The organism is Erwinia pyrifoliae DSM 12163 (assembly GCF_000026985.1).
Taxonomy (GTDB): domain Bacteria; phylum Pseudomonadota; class Gammaproteobacteria; order Enterobacterales; family Enterobacteriaceae; genus Erwinia; species Erwinia pyrifoliae.
Genome location: NC_017390.1, coordinates 874,995 through 893,157, shown reverse-complemented (window position 1 = coordinate 893,157; position 18,163 = coordinate 874,995). Strand labels below are relative to the sequence as shown.

Here is an 18,163-nt window from a genome sequence, read left to right as displayed (position 1 = left end):
TGGGAAATTCTCTCTCCCGAATGGCTGCTAAGTTTTGCAGGTGACGGAGACATCATAAGGAATAAAGAAAATGTTAAGCGTTGAACAATGCGAAAAAATACTCGACATTGAAAACATTCACTACAGCACATTCTTCAATCTGGACTGCCAGATGAACACGCTCGAGATCCCCTGTAAGAAACTGACAATATCTCTTAGCGAAACGCAAAAAAGACTCTTAATTTGCCTGACGCAAAAAATAAACAGCAAACGAGACATTATTAATATTGTTTGGTATGAAAACCATCAATGCGTTCGTGATAATAATTATCACCAGCTGGTATTTCAGCTACGTGCCCTTTTGCAACGTAATCAGCTGCCAACCAATATTCTTATTACCGTCCCTTACTACGGTTTAAAAATCAATGAGCCTCTTTTGAGAAAAATTGAGGCAGATGCAATGAATCACCATCCTGTATCCCACACATCGCAAAATAATGTACCCGATAAAGACAACAAACCATCGCTGAAGCAATGGCTGTTGAATGCAATACGCTAATCGTTTTTATCACAACATAATTTGTGGGCTTTAGCATGAACTTATCGTCTGACTCTGTGCCGATCTCTTATTTAAAGAGAGTGATGTCACCTGCCGCACTCTATTTGCTTAGCGTAATGTTGCCGCTCGCCGCACTGGGTTATGCATTTAAGTTCTCTGCACCACCGCTGTTGCCCCTGCCTGCGGTGCAACAGCCACTTCCTGAACCCGAGCAGGAAAGCGCTCAGGATGGTTATACCCGGCTCTCGGTGCTCTCATTATTTACACCGGCTCCGCGCAAGAAGCCTGCTGTCCAGCAACAGGACGATAGTGATGAGCAAATGTTAAGGGCGCCGGAGAGCACCCTGCCGGTCAAAGTGACCGGTCTGCTGAGCAGTAACATCGACTCACGCTCCATCGCAATTGTGCAACATAACAAGCAGCAACTGACTCTCGGCGTTGGCGACGCCCTGCCTGACACAACCGCAACCATTGTGCGTATCTTTCCGCAACGGGTCATCATTCGTCACCGGGGAAAGTTTGAAGCCTTAACAATGAAGTGATAAAGCCGAATTATATCAAGGACTGCTTATGAAAACGAGATCCCCCCAATACGCGACTAACACCCGGCGGCTGTTAACGCTGCTGCTGATTTGCACGTTATTTTCTTCCCCTCTGCAGGCGGAAGGCTATCAGGCGAGCTTTAAAAATACCGAGATCGACGAGTTTATTAACACCGTAAGTAAAACCCTAAATAAAACTATCATTATCGATCCTACGGTGAAGGGAAAAATTAGCGTACGCAGTTACGAAACCCTTGATGCGCAACAGTATTATCAGTTTTTCCTCAGCGTACTTGAGGTTTACGGCTATACCGCTATCAACATGGATAATGGCGTCCTGAAAATTATCCCTTCAAAAAATGCGAAAGGTGCCGCCGTGCCGTTTGTCACGGGTAGCGCCAGCGCCGCTGGCGATGAAATCATTACCCGGGTGGTGCCACTGCAGTTCGTCACGGCAAAAGACCTGGCCCCCTTATTGCGCCAGCTTAACGATGCCGCAGCAGGCAGCGTCGTCCATTACGACCCCAGTAACGTGTTATTAATGACCGGCAGAGCTGCGGTCATCAGCCAGCTGATGGCCATTGTCGAAAGTATCGATCTGCCGGAAGACACCACGGTGGATACCGTGAAATTGCAGTGGGCTTCGGCCCCTCAGGTCGCTGAGATCCTTAATTTCATAAACGGTGATAGCAAAAAAACAGGCAGCAATAAGCCGTTCGCCAAAGCCGTCGCGGATACGCGCACCAATGCCGTACTGATTACCGGCGACGAGCTGGCACGCCAGCAGCTGGTCGATGCGGCCAGAAATCTGGATGAAGAGAAAGACCGCAGCAGCAACTCCAGGGTGTTTTATCTGAAGCACGCTAAGGCCGAAAATCTGTTAGAGGTGCTGAGCGGCGTAAGCAGCACCATGCAGGATAAATCCGAATCTAAGACGGCCAGCCCTGTCGCGATGACAAAAGACATCGTCGTAAAGGCCGATACCCATACCAACTCACTGATTATCAATGCTCCGCCGGATGTGATGGGCGATCTTGAGGAGATTATTACCCAGCTCGATATCAGTCGTGCTCAGGTTCAGGTAGAAGCGATCATCGTTGAGGTTCAGGACGCCGACGGCCTGGCGCTGGGCGTCCAGTGGTTTAACAAAAACGGCGGTGGAACGCAATTTCCGGCGGCCGATGCTCCGGTCAGTAATCTGATTGGTAGCACCGTTGCCGAAACGCTTAGCAAGGCCAATGGTCTGGCCGCCGGTTTCTATCACGGCAACTGGGCAGGGTTATTTAATGCCCTGCAAACCAACAGTCAGAATAATATCCTGGCAACGCCGAGTATTGTGACGCTGGACAATATGGAAGCAGAGTTTACCGTTGGCCAGGATGTGCCGATCCTGACCGGTTCACAAACCACCAGCGGCGATGGCGTGTTCAATTCGGTCGACCGCAAAAGCGTCGGTATCAAACTGAAAGTCAAGCCGCAAATTAATAAAGGCGACTCGGTGCTGATGGAGATTGAGCAGGAAGTCTCCAGCGTGGCCGAACAAAGTTCGGTTGATCCGCTGGGAGCCACCTTTAATACCCGTCTGGTGAAAAATACGGTTCTGGTTGAAAGCGGAAAAACCGTGGTGGTAGGCGGGCTTCTCGACACCACGCATAATAAAGTGGAGAGCAGCGTCCCGGTGCTCGGCAAAATCCCGTTATTAGGCGCGCTTTTCCGCTATACCACTGATAAACAGAGTAAACGCAACCTGATGCTGTTTATCCGCCCCACCATTATTCGTCAGCAGGATAGCTTTGACCGCACCAGCGACAGCAAGCTGGAGAAATTCCGCGAGAAGCTCGACAACGACGAAGGCGACAAACGCATTGGTAAAGCCATTGATGAAAATCTGTCAATAAAGCAGAGCAACCAGGCGCTGGTGGAAATACAGAATAATATCGCTGATTTTTATCGGAAAAAAGCCTGATGAACCAGCCACTTTTTCCCTTCAGCTGGGTACAGCAGCATAACGTACTGCTGCTACCGGATGGCGAATCCGTGGCGCTGTGCTTCCATTCCGGCAGCAGTATGTCTGCCATTCTGGAAGCACGCCGCCATGCCCCTGAAGCCAGTCTGCAGTTGCTTGCCGAAGACATTTTTCGTCAGAAGATGAGCGATGCCTATCAGCAAAACGCCTCCTCAACGCAGGTGTTTGAAACGCTGGGTAGCGAGTTTGATCTTGATCAGCTGGTGGATGGGCTGCCCGAGGATAACGATTTGCTCGACAGCGACGATGGCGCCCCGGTTATCCGCCTGATCAATGCCATCCTCAGTGAGGCTATCAAAGAAGGGGCATCCGATATTCATATCGAGCCATTTGAGAAGAAGCTGAGCGTACGCTTCCGCATTGACGGCATGCTGCGCACTATCCTGTCCCCTCCGGCACAGCTCAGTCGTTACCTGTTATCGCGTATTAAAGTCATGGCAAAGCTTGATATTGCGGAAAAACGCATCCCGCAAGATGGGCGTATTTCTCTGCGTCTGGGCGGCAGAAATATCGACGTGCGCGTCTCAACCCTGCCTTCGCGTCACGGTGAGCGCATCGTGCTGCGCGTACTGGATAAGAATGGACTGACGCTGAACCTGGCTGATATCGGCATGTCACCGCAGGCGGAGCAGGCGATGAATCGTCTGCTGAAGACGCCGCACGGCATCCTGCTGGTGACCGGGCCAACCGGTTCGGGGAAAAGTACCACGCTGTATGCCGGGCTTAAGCTTATCCACAGCGACGACAAAAATATCATGACCATTGAAGATCCGGTGGAGTACGAACTGGAAGGGATTGGACAGACGCAGGTCAACAGCAAAGTGGATATGACATTCGCCCGTGGTCTGCGCGCCATTCTGCGCCAGGACCCGGATATCGTGATGATTGGTGAGATCCGCGACGGCGAAACCGCGCAGATCGCCGTTCAGGCTTCACTCACCGGGCACCTGGTGCTCTCCACGCTGCATACCAACAGCGCTTTCGGTGCTATTGAGCGCCTGCGCGATATGGGGGTCGAACCCTTTCTGCTCGCCAACTCGCTGATTGGCGTGCTGGCTCAGCGCCTGGTACGCAGGCTGTGTCCCGCCTGCCGTCAACCGGGTGCGGCAACCGCTGTTGAGCTGGCGCATTTTTCCCCCAGCCCGCCATCGGGCATTCAGCTGTGGCGCGCTGTCGGCTGCGAAAAGTGTAATAACAACGGCTATCGTGGGCGTGTCGGCATTTATGAATTGCTGACGATTGATGATGCGCTCCGCCAGGCGATTGGCCAGAACAAGAGCGAAAACGAGCTGAGCCAGCTGGTGAACGCTGACTATTGCTCTTTACAACAGGACGGCCTGCAAAAGGTGCTCACCGGCATGACCACGCTCGAAGAGATCCTTCGCGTCACGCGTGAGGCGCATTGATATGCGTTTCCGCTACCAGGCGCTCAATCAGCGCGGCGTCAAAGTTCAGGGCGAAACCGAAGCCGATACGCCACAGCAGGCACGCCAGCTGCTGCGCGAACAGCAGCTCCAGCCGCTGCGTTTGCAGCCGGTAAAATCAGGTTCCCTGCACGGTGGTGCCTCATCACGCCGTTCGCTGTCAGCCGGCGAACGGGTATTAATGACGCGCCAGCTGGCAACGCTGGTTGGCGCTGCTTTGCCGCTGGAACAGGCGCTGCTGGCGCTGGAAAGGCAGACCACCAAGCCAGCGGGCCGCACCATGCTGCATGCCATCCGTCAGAAGGTGCTGGAAGGTGCCTCACTGGCGGATGCCGTCGGCCTCTACCCCGCCACGTTCCCCCCGCTCTATCAGGCGATGATCGCCGCCGGTGAAGCGTCGGGAAAACTGGATAACGTGCTGGAACAATTAGCCGATTACAGCGAAAAAACGCAGCAGATCAAAAGTAAGCTCACCCAGGCAATGATCTATCCCCTGCTGCTGACGCTGGTGGCCATCAGCGTGATCACCATTTTGCTGACCGCTGTGGTGCCCAGCGTGGTCGAACAGTTCGTGCATATGAAGCAGGCGCTACCGCTTTCCACCCGCCTGCTGATGAGCATCAGCGAGATAACGCGCGCCATCGGCCTGCCGGTGCTGCTGGTTATGCTGCTGGCCGGGTTCATCGCTCGCGTGATGCTGCGCCGCCCGGCACAGCAGTTACGCTGGCATCAGGCCAAGCTGCGGCTGCCGCTCATCGGCCGTATCGTCCTGAATCTCAACCTGGCACGCTATGCGCGCACCCTCAGTATTCTGACCAACAGCGCCGTACCCCTGCTGGAAGGCATGCATATCAGCGCCACCGTGTTAACCAATCTGTTTATACGCCAACAGCTACAGCTCGCCGCCGAAAGGGTACGCGAAGGCACCACCCTGACGCTGGCGCTGGAACAGACACGGCTGCTGTCGCCGATGATGGGCCATATGGTAGCCAGCGGCGAAAGCAGCGGTGAACTGGACAGCATGCTGACCAAAGCAGCCGATATTCAGGACAGCGCCTTTCTCAGCCAGATGACGCTGGCAGTCAGCCTGTTTGAACCCCTGCTGGTGGTGGTGATGGCAGGCGTGGTGCTGTTTATCGTACTGGCCATTTTGCAACCGATTTTACAACTTAACAGTCTGATAGGATAAATCACGATGGAACAATCATCTGCTCGCCGCCGCCAACAGAGCGGCTTCACCCTGCTGGAAATTATGGTGGTGATCGTCATTCTCGGCATTCTTGCCAGCCTGGTGATCCCCAGCCTGATGGGCAATAAGGACCGCGCCGATCGCCAGAAAGCCGTCAGTGACATTATTACCCTGGAAAATTCGCTGGATATGTACCGGCTGGATAACAGCCGCTATCCCACCACCGCACAGGGGCTAAAAGCGCTGGTCACCAAGCCGACGGCAGAGCCGGTGCCGCGTAATTACCGCAGCGACGGCTATGTTCGCCGTTTACCACAGGATCCGTGGGGCAATGATTACCAGCTGGTCAGCCCCGGTCAGCATGGTCCGGTGGATATTTTCTCTGCCGGCCCTGATGGTGCACCGCAGACGGCGGACGACGTGACTAACTGGCAGCCAGATACCGAAGAGCCGTAATGCAGCGCCACGCCGGATTTACCCTGCTGGAGGTGATGCTGGTACTGCTGCTGTTCAGCGGCATTGCGCTGCTGGCCGTGGCGACGCAGCCCGCTGCCAGCACCCGTCCCGAAGCAGAAAAACTGCTGGTGATGATGCGCTGGGCCGCCGGTCAGGCGCAACTTGACGGGGCGGTGGTGCGTTTGCAGTTAACTCCTCACCGCGGTGATCTGGCGCGACTGGCACCGGGAAAAAGTACCAGTGACAGCCTCTTCCCCGGCTATCACTGGCTACCGTTCGAAAACCGGCTGGCACGTTTTCGCCTGCCGGACAACATGTCTTTCACTCTGCGGCAACAGGGAAAAGTGGTGACACTGCCGGCCACGCTGCTGTTTCTGCCCGATGGTGACCAGCCGCCCTTTACCCTGCAACTGAGTGGAACCGATCTCACTGGCAGTGAGATCGATGCGGCAGAGGGCGAGCTGGTGCTACGGGAGTTACCATGAAACAACAGGGAATGACGCTACTGGAAGTGATGGTGTCAATGGCGATACTGGCGATTGCCGGACTGGCATTAATGAAAACCAGCGGGGAGCAGGTACGCAATTTGACCCATCTGGAGCAGAAGCAGTTTGCTCACTGGGTGGCGGACAACCAGCTGGCTCAGCTGTACCTGGAACGGACCTGGCCGGCACAGCAGTGGCAACACGGCAATACCCTGATGACAGAACAGCGTTGGTTCTGGCGCTGGCGTGGTGTCAGCACCAGCGATCCCAGCATCCGTGGACTGGAGATTGAGGTGCGTCTGGATGAGACCAGTCAGCATGCTATCGCCACGCTGCACAGCTGGCAGGTGAAGGAATAATGCACAAACAACATGGTTTTACGCTGATCGAAATGATGCTGGCACTGGCTATCTTTTCGCTGCTCAGCCTGATGGGATATCAGATTCTGCAAGGGGTGATGCGCAACGGTGAGCTGACGCGCCAGCATGTTACGCGGCTGGAAGAGATGCAGCGCCTGTTTTCACTGCTCGATCGTGATATCTCGCAGGCGATGATCCCAGCGTGGGATGCAACGATATCGCTCCCCCGGCCCGGCTTTATCTGCGCGAAGCCCGAAGCCTTGCTTCAGCTGACCCGCCGTAACGGCACCCTGCCCGGTTCACCGTCAGCACGTTCAACTCTGCAAACCATCCGCTGGCGGCTGGTGAATAACGAGCTGATACGGGAAACCGTGGACGACCGCATTATCACCGCCCGTTTCAGGGAGATTGAGCAGGTCACCCTGCGTTACTGGTCTGCGGGAAGGTGGTCACAGCAGTGGTCCGCCACCTTGTCACTGCCGGAGGCAATTGAGGTTAGCCTGAGTATTGCCGATTACGGCAAGCTGACGCGGGTCATCATGTTGAGCGGGGTAAAATAATGCCAGGATTACAACGGGGAATGGCGATGCTGGTGGTTCTGCTGATGATCGCCATTATGGCGCTGCTGGCCACCACCGCTAACCAGTATGGTATGCAGGCGTTTGCGCGCGCAGAGAGTAGCCAGGCATTTCAGCAGAGTAAATGGAACCTGTTGAGCGCTGAACGCTGGTTTACCTCCTCACAAAAGCTGGATAAACCTTATACCCTGGCGCGCCAGCGTCAGTTCGGCGAACAGCTCATCCATTTTGAACTGCTGGACCGCCAGGCGTGCTTTAACCTCAATACCCTGCTGCCACAGCGTATTGCAGAGAAAGAAATCACGGTGCCACCGCCGGTGGCGCATCAGGTTTTCCTGCATATGCTGGGCAATCTGGATATCGCTAAACCGCAGGCAGAAGCGTTGATGCAGCAGATAATTGCCCTCGTCAAACCCGATCCGTTGGTAAATAAATGGCGTCTGTTTGATGAAATCAGTCAGATAAAACAGCTGCCAGCGGTGACGCCCGAACTGTGGCGGCAGATGCAACCGCTGCTGTGCGTCACGCCGGAAACCAGACTGGCGGTCAATATTAACGGTTTGACCCCCCGGCAATTACCCCTGATGCGGGCATTATTTGCTAACACCCTGTCAATGTCGCAGCTCGGTTCTCTGCTGGACTCGCGTCCGCCGCATGGCTGGGCAGATCTCAGCGCATTGACCAAATCCCTCAGTATGACAACTATCGCCCCGGCGATCGCCACGCTACAAAGCGTGCTGGCGACCCGCAGTGATTACTACGAGCTGCTGATGTGGAGCGATCATCCGACAATATTTGCGGCACTGCGCAGTCGAATCCAGAAACAGGATGAACAATACCATGTCACCGCTCGTCTCTATGGATTAAGCGAGTAAATCAGATGGCCAAAAAACCACGAAAAAACAGTGGATTGCTTTGTTTTTATTTTAGCGGGCTGCCGCACAGCAGGCTGCACTGGGAATACCGCAGCGTTGGCGGCGCATACAGCAGCGGCACGGCGGACGACCCGATCCCCGGTGGGAAGAAAGACAGCGTATGGCTGGCCGTGCCCGCCGGGCACTGCCTGTTTTATTGCGTGAGCGGCGGCAAAATGCCGGCAGAGGCGCTGAAATGGCAGCTGGAAGGAACCGCCATCGGCGATGTCGATTCGTTGCACATTACCGTGCTGGCGCGCAGCGCGCAGGACAACCACCTGGTGGCCATCGAACCCGCCAGGCTGCAGGCCGCCATCGACGCAGTCAAACAGTGCGGTTTCACCCCAGACTACGCCTTGCCGGATGTGTTAATACTGCCGGAGGGTCAGGCTTTGCGCCTGGAGGAGCAGTGGCTGGCACGCACCGAACCGTTCAGCGGCGTTAGCGTGGCCATAGCCGACCTGCCGCTGCTTACCGCCCACGACAGCACGCTAAGCGAACGGGTTGAAGAACAGCAAACGCGTCAGCGGTTAACCCAGGAAGCAGGAAAAATCAGCCTGCCTTCACTGCTACACGGTGATTTTGGCCCAACGGTCAGCTGGCGTAACAGCCTGTGCAGCCTGATGGTTGCGCTGATGCTGTCCGGTGGTTGCCTGGCGGCAATGCCGCTTTACCACGGCTGGCAGCTGAACCTGGCCGCCGAACAGGTTAAACAGCAGACGCTGCAACGCTATCAGCGCTACTTTCCGCAAGAGCACCCCGTTAAACCGGCGCAGGCGTTACTTGAGCACATACAGCAACAGGAAACCCATAAGCCCACCGCTGGCCTGCTGGTACTGCTGACTGAATGCTCGGCGCTGCTCGCAAATGTCAAAGAAATTCCGCTGCAAACGCTGGAGTGGGATGCGAAAAAGCAGGAGCTGCGTTTACACTTCGCTGCAGTCATACCGACCGATAACCCGCTGGAGGCACCAGAGGGCTTACAGCTGACCCGACAGGGTGAGCGCAGCATCACTATTGGCAGGAAATCATGAGCGACAAAACTCTTAACTTCTGGCAACGCAGGCAGCCCCGGGAGCGCTGGCTGCTGGTTATCTGCCTGATTAGCGCCATCGCCGCCGGGCTTTATATCGCCAGAGAACAGGCGATGGTCTGGCAACAGCGGGCGGTCAATCATCTGCAACAACGCCAGCTTGAGGCGCAGCAAATACAGCAGCTGGAAAGCCGCATGCAGGCAGTGCTGGCGCGTCAGCCAGAAAAGAATCCTGGTCTTGAGCAACTGAACAGGCTGCTGCCGCCGGGATTGGTTCTGTCACAACCGTCGCCCGATCTCTGGGTGGCTGCCAGGGGGACGGTTGCGCTGGGGTCTTTGCTGAACGCGCTGGTGAAACTGGAGCAGCGCTACGCGCTACAGCCATCGCATTTGCTGCTGGAACAGCAGGGGACTCAGCTGCAACTGATGCATATGGAACTCAATCGTGACCGATAGCGGCTTTTACTGGTTGCTGTTGGCCTTGCTGGGGGCCGCAACCGGAAGCCTGCTTAACGTGGTGACCTGGCGTCTGCCGCTGATGATCGGAGGGGGTGCCCGACCGGGGTTCAACCTGTGGCTACCGGCTTCACACTGCCCGCAATGTAAAACGACGGTGCGCTGGCATGACAATATTCCACTATTGAGCTGGCTGCTGCTGAAGGGGCGCTGCCGTCATTGCTGCCAGCCGGTGTCGCGCCGCTATCCGCTGACCGAGTTCGGCACGCTGCTGTTAACGCTGGCGCTCGGCTGGCTGTTTCCTCCAGGGGGGTTATTGCTGGCGGTGCTGCTGTTTAGCTGGCTGTTACTGGCGCTGGTCTTGATTGATGCCGAACACCAGCTGCTGCCCGATGCGCTGACGCTGCCCCTGCTGTGGCTTGGCCTGTCGGTCAACCTGCTGGAGTGGCTGCCACATCTCACGCTTGCCGCTGCGGTAAGCGGGGCAATAGCGGGTTATTTAAGCCTGGCGCTGCTGGCACAGGGTTATCGTCTGCTGTCGGGTAAGGATGCGCTGGGACTGGGTGATGCCAAACTGCTGGCGGCGCTCGGTGCCTGGCTGGGCTGGCAGCCGCTGCCCCTGCTGCTGCTGCTGGCTTCCGTGAGCGGTATTATCTGGGTGCTGCTGGGCCGTCTGCTGTTCCGGCGGTCGCTCAATGCGCCGCTGCCTTTTGGCCCCTTCCTTGCTGCCGCTGGCCTGCTGCTGTTGATCTCTGCTAACCACTTCGCATTTTTCTGAACCACTGAATCAGGCCCTGTGGCCTGATTCAGTGCGCTAATTCAATATCCCACTGACTTTTGCCCCCTTCCCTGCGGCCATGCGCTGACTGCCAGCGTTCGCCGCTGGCAGCCTGGCCTATTTTTGCACGTACTGAATAAAAGGAACGGCCGCCTGATTCAGCGCAGCGCATTTAGCCGACTGCGACGGCAGATCTGCGTCCAGTGCGCTGATACGTACTGATACCTGCTGTGCCAGCTGCTGGCGGAAGCTGTTATCAATCTGCCATCCGCGCTCTTTTGCCAGCGCCAGCGCCTTAGTCGCTAAGGTCGCATCCTCAGGAATATCATTACGATTGCAGTGCTGCCTTAACCAGCTGGCAGAAGCCACCAGGGAAGAGAGTTGATCCAGCTGGCGGGTCACCGGTACCGTGCCGGGTTTGCCACCCGTCTGGTTTTGGCAACTGACTAAGGTCAACAAGGGGATTAGTAAAACAGGACTCAGGTTTTTAATATTCATAATCATCACATCAGACAGAAGATAAGTCATTATACCTTTGTCAGGATTTGTTGGCGTTTTAATAAGCTGATTTAAGCCTTTTTAAGGAAACAGGTAAATAAGGCATCCTAATAAAATTTTATAAGCTGAGCTTCGCACTGAAAAAAGGGGAAGGGGGTTTTAACGCGCTATAAGAATCATTAAGTACCGCCCCCCTGAATTTACCCCTATTCTTCACTGGCTTAGCTGCGGTTTGCAGTTATAGCAAGAGGTATGGATCGTCCGGCCTCTATTTATAGATATTAGCAAATACGGAATATTTGAAATGATGAAAGTTAACAAACTCGCTCTTGCCATTACCACCTTATTAGTCAGCGGCAGTGTTTTAGCACATGGTTATGTCAGTAACCCACCTTCGCGTGACACCATGTGCAAACTGCAGAAAAACAGCCCTGAAAAATGCGGTGACCAGGTACAATATAATCCTCAATCCGTAGGTGAATCGCATAAAGGCTTCCCTGAACAACTTATGTACCCGCCAGATGGGAAACTTGCCAGTGCCGTTGGTAGTACTGAAGGAATGGCCGCAAAACTTAACCTGCAAACTGCCGATCTGTGGGCCAAAAGTCCAATTAAAGCAGGGGAAAACACGTTCACATGGGAGATTACCGCAGCGCATAAAACCACGAACTTCAACTACTTTATTACCAAGCAGGGCTGGGATGCTAACAAGCCGCTAACGCGTGACTCATTTGAATTAGTGCCGTTCTGTGTGAATGAGATGTCAGGGGCTGCGGCACCATTAGGCCCGGTCAGCCATAACTGCGTAGTCCCTGAACGTACCGGTTATCAGGTGATTTATGCCGTTTGGGAAATCGCTGATACCGACAATACCTTCTACAAAGTTATCGATGTCGACTTTGGAAACGCCGTTCCTTCTGAATTTCCAAAGTCAGTCGGCACAATTAATCCAACCTTAGATCTTAAGGCAGGTGACACCGCGTCGATTCGCGTATTCGAAGACACAGAAAAGACGGGTGCCGGCGTTACCCTGAATATCAACAGCGATGCCGAAGGTAAAAAAGAGGTCTGGGGCAAGGCGTTGGCGGAACTGGTCAACAAAACGTATAAAGACGTGCGTGCCGGTGTACTCAACGCGGATGGCACCGTGGAACCGGCCGCTGGCAGAAACTACCTTTATGCCAAGAAAGAATCCCCAATTTCGGCTATTGAACCGGAGCTTGAAACCGAACAGGTTGCGCCTCTGGAGCTGGAAGTTAACAAACTCAACAAAGAGTACAGGCTGACTGATGGCGCGGTGAAGATCGATATTACGGGAAGCGCAACGCCTGAGTCGAAAGTTACCGCAAGATTTCTCAGTAAAACGCGTAAGCTGAACGAAATCCGGACAGCGACCGTTGGTGCTGATGGTAAATTTAGTCTGTCACTTGAAGGTTCCAAACTGAAAGCGGGCGATTTTGCGGTGGTTGTTACCGCCACGGCTGAGAACGGCGCGGCTCCTGCACAGGATACCCAGAATGTGAAGCTGACCGAAAATGCAGGCGGCGGTAACACTGATGCTGAATTCACTTATCCTGAAAGTATCGACAGCTACGTAGGCGGAACGAAAGTACTGCAGTCCAAAAATGGTAAAGTCTATCAGTGTAAAGAAGGTGCGGTAGCTGGCTGGTGCAAAATTTACGCTAAAAGCGCTAACCACTATGAGCCTGGCGTAGGTTCAGCTTGGGCAGATGCATGGACCGAAGTGGGCGCAGCTAAAAAAGCTCACTAAGTTATCCATCATATTCAACCATCATCTGGCCGCAGTACGGGCCTGAATAAGATGGTCATCCACGCCCTGTCAGCCTGTGCTGGCAGGGCGTTTTTTTATCTGCCTGACAGCCCTGCCTGATCGTCTTCCAGACTTGCCCCACAGGTAACCAGATACTTTCATGTCACACCCCTGATGATATTCAGCACAATAATTTACACCACAGATTGTGGTAAATAATCAAGACATAGAGTGTCGTTGATAATGTTACTCATTTTTCCTGTAAAATCACTTTACCCTCTGCGGTTTGAATATATGTTTTACCCCCTGTATTGATGAACATTTTCCCGTTTATACTTCCTCTGATGACTATTGCTATATCGTTGTATATACATTTTTTATTTTTAGCATCATCAAAACAGGTATAGTCATCTGTAGAGCCATCTCTTGTTCCTTGTGGTAACTTTTCGTAGCCACCAAAATTCATAACCACCACGGTAAAATTATTTTTAGCCTCAAAAATATGATATTCATTTCCCAGATTTTCTTTATTTTTTAACCACCAGTTAAGTTTGCCTTTTTTCGTTATGGGCAAATGCTCAACAAATATAACTGAATGTTCAACCCTGATTATATTGGCTGGTCTGACAACCGTCCAAAGACAATATGCCAGTGTAAGCATCCCGCATAATGGTGCNATTCACTTTTAGAGATCTTCCGGCATACTGATGATGCCCCTGAGGAGATCGCTATGCGTAAAATCCGATTCACCGAGCACCAGATCATCGCCGTACTGAAATCAGTCGAAGCTGGCAGGACCGTCAAAGAGGTATGTCGCGAGGCCGCTATTTCCGAAGCCAGCTACTACAACTGGAAGGCGAAATATGGCGGGATGGAAGCCGCTGATATCAAAAAGATCAAAGCTCTTGAGGACGAGAATCGTCGTCTGAAGCAGATGTTTGCCGATCTGAGTCTGGAATGCCGGGCGCTGAAAGACGTCATCGAAAAAAAGCTTTAAANCCAGCGATAAAGCGTGAGCTCGTCAGCTATCTGACCACGCAGTTTGCGATGAGCATACGCCAGGCATGNAGGACGTTATCGCTGAGCAGGACGGTGTTTCGTTATCAACCGGATACGCGACGTGATGAAGCGGTGATCCAGAGGCTGACTGAGGCGGCTGAACGCTACCCCCGCTACGGATTTAAGAAGCTTTTCCAGGTGCTTCGCAGGCAGGNCCACGTCTGGAACCACAAGCGTGTACACCGGATTTACTGTCTGCTAAAACTGAATTTTCGTCGTAAGGGTAAGCAACGCCTGCCGGTGCGTAATCCGGCTCCGCTGGCAACGCCGGAAGCACTGAACCAAAGCTGGTCGATTGATTTTATGCACGACGCGCTGACATGTGGCCGACGTTTCCGGACTTTCAACGTCGTGGATGATTTTAACCGTGAAGCACTGGCTATCGAAATTGACCTGAATATCCCGGCGCAGCGTGTCGTCCGGGTGCTGGACAGGATAGTGGCAAACCGTGGATATCCGCTGAAGATGCGGATGGATAACGGACCGGAACTGATATCTCTGGCTCTGGCGCAATGGGCCGAAGAGCATGGCGTGATGCTGGAATTTATCAAGCCGGGTAAGCCAACACAGAACGCGTTTATAGAAAGGTTTAACCGAACGTACCGGACCGAAATACTGGATTTTTATCTGTTCAGAACACTGAATGAAGCACGGGAAATAACGGAACGCTGGCTGAATGAATACAACAGTGAGCGGCCTCATGAATCCCTGAATAACCTGACGCCGGAAGAGTATCGGCTGATGGCTGAGAAACCGGAAATCTCAAAAAGTGTGTGGAACTAAAATGGGTGTCTTTACACCAGCACTGATGCTACCAGGACTATTCCAATCCTTTTATAATCAGACATTGTTCTCTCCGGTCAATGTTATTGTGGCTTCGAAATTCGTAAAGAATGGTTTTTGAGCGAGGTTCTGCGCGCGCTGCAGGACAAACCCTATTCTGAAGAAGCTTATCGCGTAGAATTTAGCCTTTGATATGTCTTCTCTGTCTAAGCCGGAATGATCCTGGGCTGTGTATTTATTCCCCTGGAACACTAAACTCTCAATAGATATTTCTGTGCAATTGACATCATGGACAGTAATGCCCATTCCATTAATCCAGTCTTTCCATCGTGTATATCCTGGCAAACGTATGATTTTTTTGCTGGTATAGGTCGATTTGTTTCATGGACTTCTCAGTCGCCATTGCGAGTATCAGGCGGGATAATGCAGGTGGCTCGACGGGCGAAATCCGGCAGATGAGACCGTCAGCGGTGACAGATAAAAAAAGGGACAAGCTATGCTCGTCCCCTCTGCGATGCCGGGCTGGCGTTATTACGCCAGGCGACCGTGACACTGCTTATATTTTTTACCCGAACCGCACGGGCAAGGGTCGTTACGCCCCACTTTACGCTCCCCGCTCTGTTCGGCCAGAGACTGCGCCGCTGCGGTATCGGCATCCACATGGCTCAGCTGCAGCTGCTGCGCCAGTCGGTCGGACTCCTGGCGGCGCTGCTCTTCCATCTGCTCCACTTCTTCCGGCATCCGCACCTGTACCTTGCTTAGCGTGCTGACCACTTCATACTTCAGCGATTCCAGCATCGCGGCAAACATGGCGAATGACTCGCGCTTGTACTCCTGCTTCGGATCTTTCTGCGCGTAGCCACGCAGATGGATGCCCTGACGCAGATAGTCCATTGCGGCCAGGTGCTCTTTCCACAGCGAGTCGAGTGTTTGCAACATCACGCCCTTCTCAAAGCTGCGCATCATTTCAACGCCAACCACCTCTTCTTTGCGCTGATACTGCTCTTGCGCCTGTTGCATGATGCGCTCGCGCAGCGTTTCTTCATGCAGATTGGGTTCTGCAATTAGCCATTCTGTCATCGGCAACGTCAGATCGAAGTCACTGTTCAGACGCTCCTGCAGGCCCGCAATGTCCCACATCTCTTCCATCGACTGCGGTGGAATATAGCTGTCGATGGTGGTTTTGTAGACGTCTTCACGAATGCTGGCGATGGTGTCTGACACGTCGGAAACATCCAGCAGCTCATTACGCTGCGAGTAGATTGCGCGGCGCTGATCGTTTGCCACATCATCGTATTCCAGCAGCTGCTTACGAATGTCAAAGTTGCGGCTTTCCACTTTACGCTGGGCGTTGGCAATCGCTTTGGTCACCCACGGGTGCTCAATCGCTTCGCCTGGCTTCATCCCCAGCTTACGCATCATATTGGTGACGCGATCCGAGGCGAAAATACGCATCAGCGCATCTTCCATCGAAAGATAGAAGCGGGAAGAGCCGTGGTCACCCTGGCGGCCTGAACGGCCACGCAGCTGGTTATCAATACGGCGTGATTCATGGCGTTCAGTACCAATGATATGCAGGCCGCCGGAGGCCAGTACCGCATCGTGACGAATTTTCCACGCGGCTTTAATCGCTTCGATCTGTTCAGCGCTTGCGTCTTCTCCCAACGCAGCAATCTCTGCCTGCCAGCTGCCGCCCAGTACGATATCCGTACCGCGCCCCGCCATGTTGGTGGCGATGGTCACCGCGCCCGGCTGGCCCGCCTGGGAAACAATATCCGCTTCACGCGCGTGGAATTTGGCGTTAAGCACCTCGTGCTTAATACCCGCACGGGTCAGTTCATGCGACACCACTTCAGATTTCTCAATCGAAATGGTTCCTACCAGCACCGGCTGGCCGTTTGCCGTACGCTCACGGATATCTTCGATGATTGCACCGATCTTCTCCATTTCGGTCATATAGACCAGGTCCGACAGGTCTTTTCGCACCATAGGACGGTTAGTCGGGATAACGATAGTGTCCAGCTTGTAAATAGAGCTGAATTCAAAGGCTTCGGTATCCGCCGTACCGGTCATCCCGGCAAGCTTATTATACAGGCGGAAGTAGTTCTGGAAGGTAATGGAGGCCAGCGTCTGGTTCTCATTCTGGATCTCCACGCCCTCTTTTGCTTCCACCGCCTGGTGCAGACCGTCAGACCAGCGGCGTCCCTGCATGGTACGGCCGGTATGTTCGTCAACGATGATCACCTCATCCTCTTTGACGATGTAGTCAACGTCACGGGTAAACAGCACATGGGCGCGCAGTGCGGCGGTCACATGGTGCATCATCATGATGTTGGCCGGGGAATAAAGCGATTCACCCTCGGCCATAATCCCTTCGCTGACCATCAGCTCTTCAACGGCGACCAGCCCGCGCTCGGTGAGATGCACCTGACGCGCTTTTTCATCCACCGAGAAATGGCCTTCTCCCTGGAAGCTGTCGGAATCTTCTTTTTCCTGACGGATCAGGTGAGGAATGATTTTGTTAACCTTGATATACAGCTCTGAGCTGTCTTCGGCCGGTCCGGAGATAATCAGCGGAGTACGCGCTTCATCGATCAGGATGGAGTCAACCTCATCCACCAGCGCATAGTTCAGCTTACGCTGTACGCGATCTTCCGGGCTGAAGGCCATATTATCGCGCAGATAGTCGAAGCCGTACTCATTGTTAGTCCCGTAGGTAATATCTGCCGCATAGGCTTCACGCTTGGCCGGGGCGGGCATGCCCGGCAGGTTGATGCCGATGCTCAGACCGAGGAATTCAAACAGCGGGCGGTTGTTTTCCGCGTCACGCTGGGCCAGATAATCATTGACCGTAACAACGTGAACCCCTTTACCGGACAGCGCATTGAGGTAGGCAGGTAGCGTGGCCGTCAGGGTTTTACCTTCACCGGTGCGCATCTCTGCAATACAACGATCGTTCAGCACCATCCCCCCCAGCAGCTGCACATCGAAGTGACGCATGCCGAATACGCGTTTACTGGCTTCACGCACGGTGGCAAACGCTTCCGGGATCAGGCTTTCCAGCTCTTCGCCTTTCTCCAGACGTGCACGGAATTCAACGGTTTTTGCTTTCAGCTCGTCGTCGGACAGCTTGACGAAATCCGCTTCCATTTTATTGATCTGCTCTACCACTTTGCGCATGCGGCGCAGGGTACGGTCATTGCTGCTACCAAAAACTTTGGTTAATAATTTGATTAACATAGTAAATAATTTCTCTTAGTCACTGCCACAGGCA

Annotated in this window: 19 protein-coding genes; 15 read left to right on the top strand and 4 right to left on the bottom strand. The window is 53.7% G+C overall.

Features of this window, described 5'->3' with window-relative positions; all coding sequences use genetic code 11:
- Positions 1 to 70 precede the first annotated feature (70 nt).
- The 13 genes from EPYR_RS03980 to EPYR_RS03920 are packed head-to-tail and all read left to right on the top strand — an operon-like array spanning position 71 to position 10,778.
- Positions 71 to 538, top strand: a complete 468-nt coding sequence (locus EPYR_RS03980) for a winged helix-turn-helix domain-containing protein (protein ID WP_012667126.1) — start codon at positions 71 to 73, stop codon at positions 536 to 538.
- Positions 539 to 573: 35 nt separating this feature from the next.
- On the top strand, positions 574 to 1,080 hold the full coding sequence (locus EPYR_RS03975) for a type II secretion system protein N (protein WP_012667125.1): 507 nt from the start codon (positions 574 to 576) through the stop codon (positions 1,078 to 1,080).
- 28 nt (positions 1,081 to 1,108) lie between these two features.
- A complete protein-coding gene (gene gspD / locus EPYR_RS03970; protein ID WP_012667124.1) occupies positions 1,109 to 3,046 on the top strand; it encodes a type II secretion system secretin GspD in 1,938 nt (645 codons plus the stop codon).
- A complete protein-coding gene (gspE, locus tag EPYR_RS03965) occupies positions 3,046 to 4,512 on the top strand; it encodes a type II secretion system ATPase GspE (RefSeq protein WP_012667123.1) in 1,467 nt (488 codons plus the stop codon). The genes gspD and gspE overlap by 1 nt, the downstream gene beginning before the upstream one ends.
- Before the next feature lies 1 nt (position 4,513).
- Complete coding sequence (gspF, locus tag EPYR_RS03960) at positions 4,514 to 5,719, top strand: type II secretion system inner membrane protein GspF (protein WP_012667122.1); 1,206 nt, start codon at positions 4,514 to 4,516, stop codon at positions 5,717 to 5,719.
- A 6-nt stretch (positions 5,720 to 5,725) separates the two neighbouring features.
- Entirely contained in the window at positions 5,726 to 6,175 is a 450-nt protein-coding gene (gspG, locus tag EPYR_RS03955; protein ID WP_012667121.1) for a type II secretion system major pseudopilin GspG, read from the top strand.
- Positions 6,175 to 6,660 (top strand): prepilin-type N-terminal cleavage/methylation domain-containing protein, encoded by a 486-nt coding sequence (locus EPYR_RS03950; RefSeq protein WP_012667120.1) that lies wholly within the window; start codon positions 6,175 to 6,177, stop codon positions 6,658 to 6,660. The genes gspG and EPYR_RS03950 overlap by 1 nt, the downstream gene beginning before the upstream one ends.
- Entirely contained in the window at positions 6,657 to 7,019 is a 363-nt protein-coding gene (gene gspI, locus EPYR_RS03945; RefSeq protein WP_012667119.1) for a type II secretion system minor pseudopilin GspI, read from the top strand. The genes EPYR_RS03950 and gspI overlap by 4 nt, the downstream gene beginning before the upstream one ends.
- On the top strand, positions 7,019 to 7,579 hold the full coding sequence (gspJ, locus tag EPYR_RS03940; protein WP_012667118.1) for a type II secretion system minor pseudopilin GspJ: 561 nt from the start codon (positions 7,019 to 7,021) through the stop codon (positions 7,577 to 7,579). The genes gspI and gspJ overlap by 1 nt, the downstream gene beginning before the upstream one ends.
- Positions 7,579 to 8,472 (top strand): type II secretion system minor pseudopilin GspK, encoded by an 894-nt coding sequence (gene gspK, locus EPYR_RS03935; RefSeq protein ID WP_012667117.1) that lies wholly within the window; start codon positions 7,579 to 7,581, stop codon positions 8,470 to 8,472. Before gspJ ends, gspK begins: the two co-directional genes overlap by 1 nt.
- Before the next feature lie 5 nt (positions 8,473 to 8,477).
- A complete protein-coding gene (gene gspL, locus EPYR_RS03930; RefSeq protein WP_012667116.1) occupies positions 8,478 to 9,545 on the top strand; it encodes a type II secretion system protein GspL in 1,068 nt (355 codons plus the stop codon).
- On the top strand, positions 9,542 to 10,000 hold the full coding sequence (locus tag EPYR_RS03925) for a hypothetical protein (RefSeq protein ID WP_012667115.1): 459 nt from the start codon (positions 9,542 to 9,544) through the stop codon (positions 9,998 to 10,000). Before gspL ends, EPYR_RS03925 begins: the two co-directional genes overlap by 4 nt.
- Positions 9,990 to 10,778, top strand: coding sequence for a prepilin peptidase (locus EPYR_RS03920; protein WP_012667114.1), 789 nt, complete (start codon positions 9,990 to 9,992; stop codon positions 10,776 to 10,778). Before EPYR_RS03925 ends, EPYR_RS03920 begins: the two co-directional genes overlap by 11 nt.
- 117 nt (positions 10,779 to 10,895) lie before the next feature.
- Here the strand turns inward: EPYR_RS03920 and gspS are convergent, their stop codons facing one another.
- A complete protein-coding gene (gene gspS, locus EPYR_RS03915; RefSeq protein WP_014538605.1) occupies positions 10,896 to 11,276 on the bottom strand; it encodes a type II secretion system pilot lipoprotein GspS in 381 nt (126 codons plus the stop codon).
- 304 nt (positions 11,277 to 11,580) lie between these two features.
- On the opposite strand from gspS, the gene gbpA reads away from it, so the two are divergent.
- A complete protein-coding gene (gbpA, locus tag EPYR_RS03910; protein ID WP_014538604.1) occupies positions 11,581 to 13,047 on the top strand; it encodes an N-acetylglucosamine-binding protein GbpA in 1,467 nt (488 codons plus the stop codon).
- Positions 13,048 to 13,297: 250 nt separating this feature from the next.
- Here the strand turns inward: gbpA and EPYR_RS03905 are convergent, their stop codons facing one another.
- Positions 13,298 to 13,708: a DUF943 family protein gene (locus EPYR_RS03905; RefSeq protein ID WP_014538603.1), complete on the bottom strand. Its 411-nt coding sequence runs from the start codon at positions 13,706 to 13,708 to the stop codon at positions 13,298 to 13,300.
- Between the two features lie 69 nt (positions 13,709 to 13,777).
- Between EPYR_RS03905 and EPYR_RS03895 the strand changes: the two genes are divergently transcribed.
- Positions 13,778 to 14,889, top strand: a protein-coding gene (locus EPYR_RS03895; RefSeq protein WP_148217825.1) for an IS3 family transposase whose coding sequence is annotated in 2 segments (ribosomal slippage) — positions 13,778 to 14,039 and positions 14,039 to 14,889 — 1,113 coding nt in all. Because the reading frame shifts where the segments join, the coding sequence is not laid out codon by codon here.
- Positions 14,890 to 14,946: 57 nt separating this feature from the next.
- Here EPYR_RS03895 and EPYR_RS03890 read toward each other — a convergent pair.
- The gene (locus tag EPYR_RS03890; protein WP_226060703.1) at positions 14,947 to 15,234 is read right to left on the bottom strand and encodes a DUF3289 family protein; all 288 of its coding nucleotides are present in this window, start codon (positions 15,232 to 15,234) and stop codon (positions 14,947 to 14,949) included.
- A 186-nt stretch (positions 15,235 to 15,420) separates the two neighbouring features.
- Positions 15,421 to 18,129, bottom strand: a complete 2,709-nt coding sequence (gene secA, locus EPYR_RS03885) for a preprotein translocase subunit SecA (RefSeq protein WP_012667107.1) — start codon at positions 18,127 to 18,129, stop codon at positions 15,421 to 15,423.
- Positions 18,130 to 18,163 lie beyond the last annotated feature (34 nt).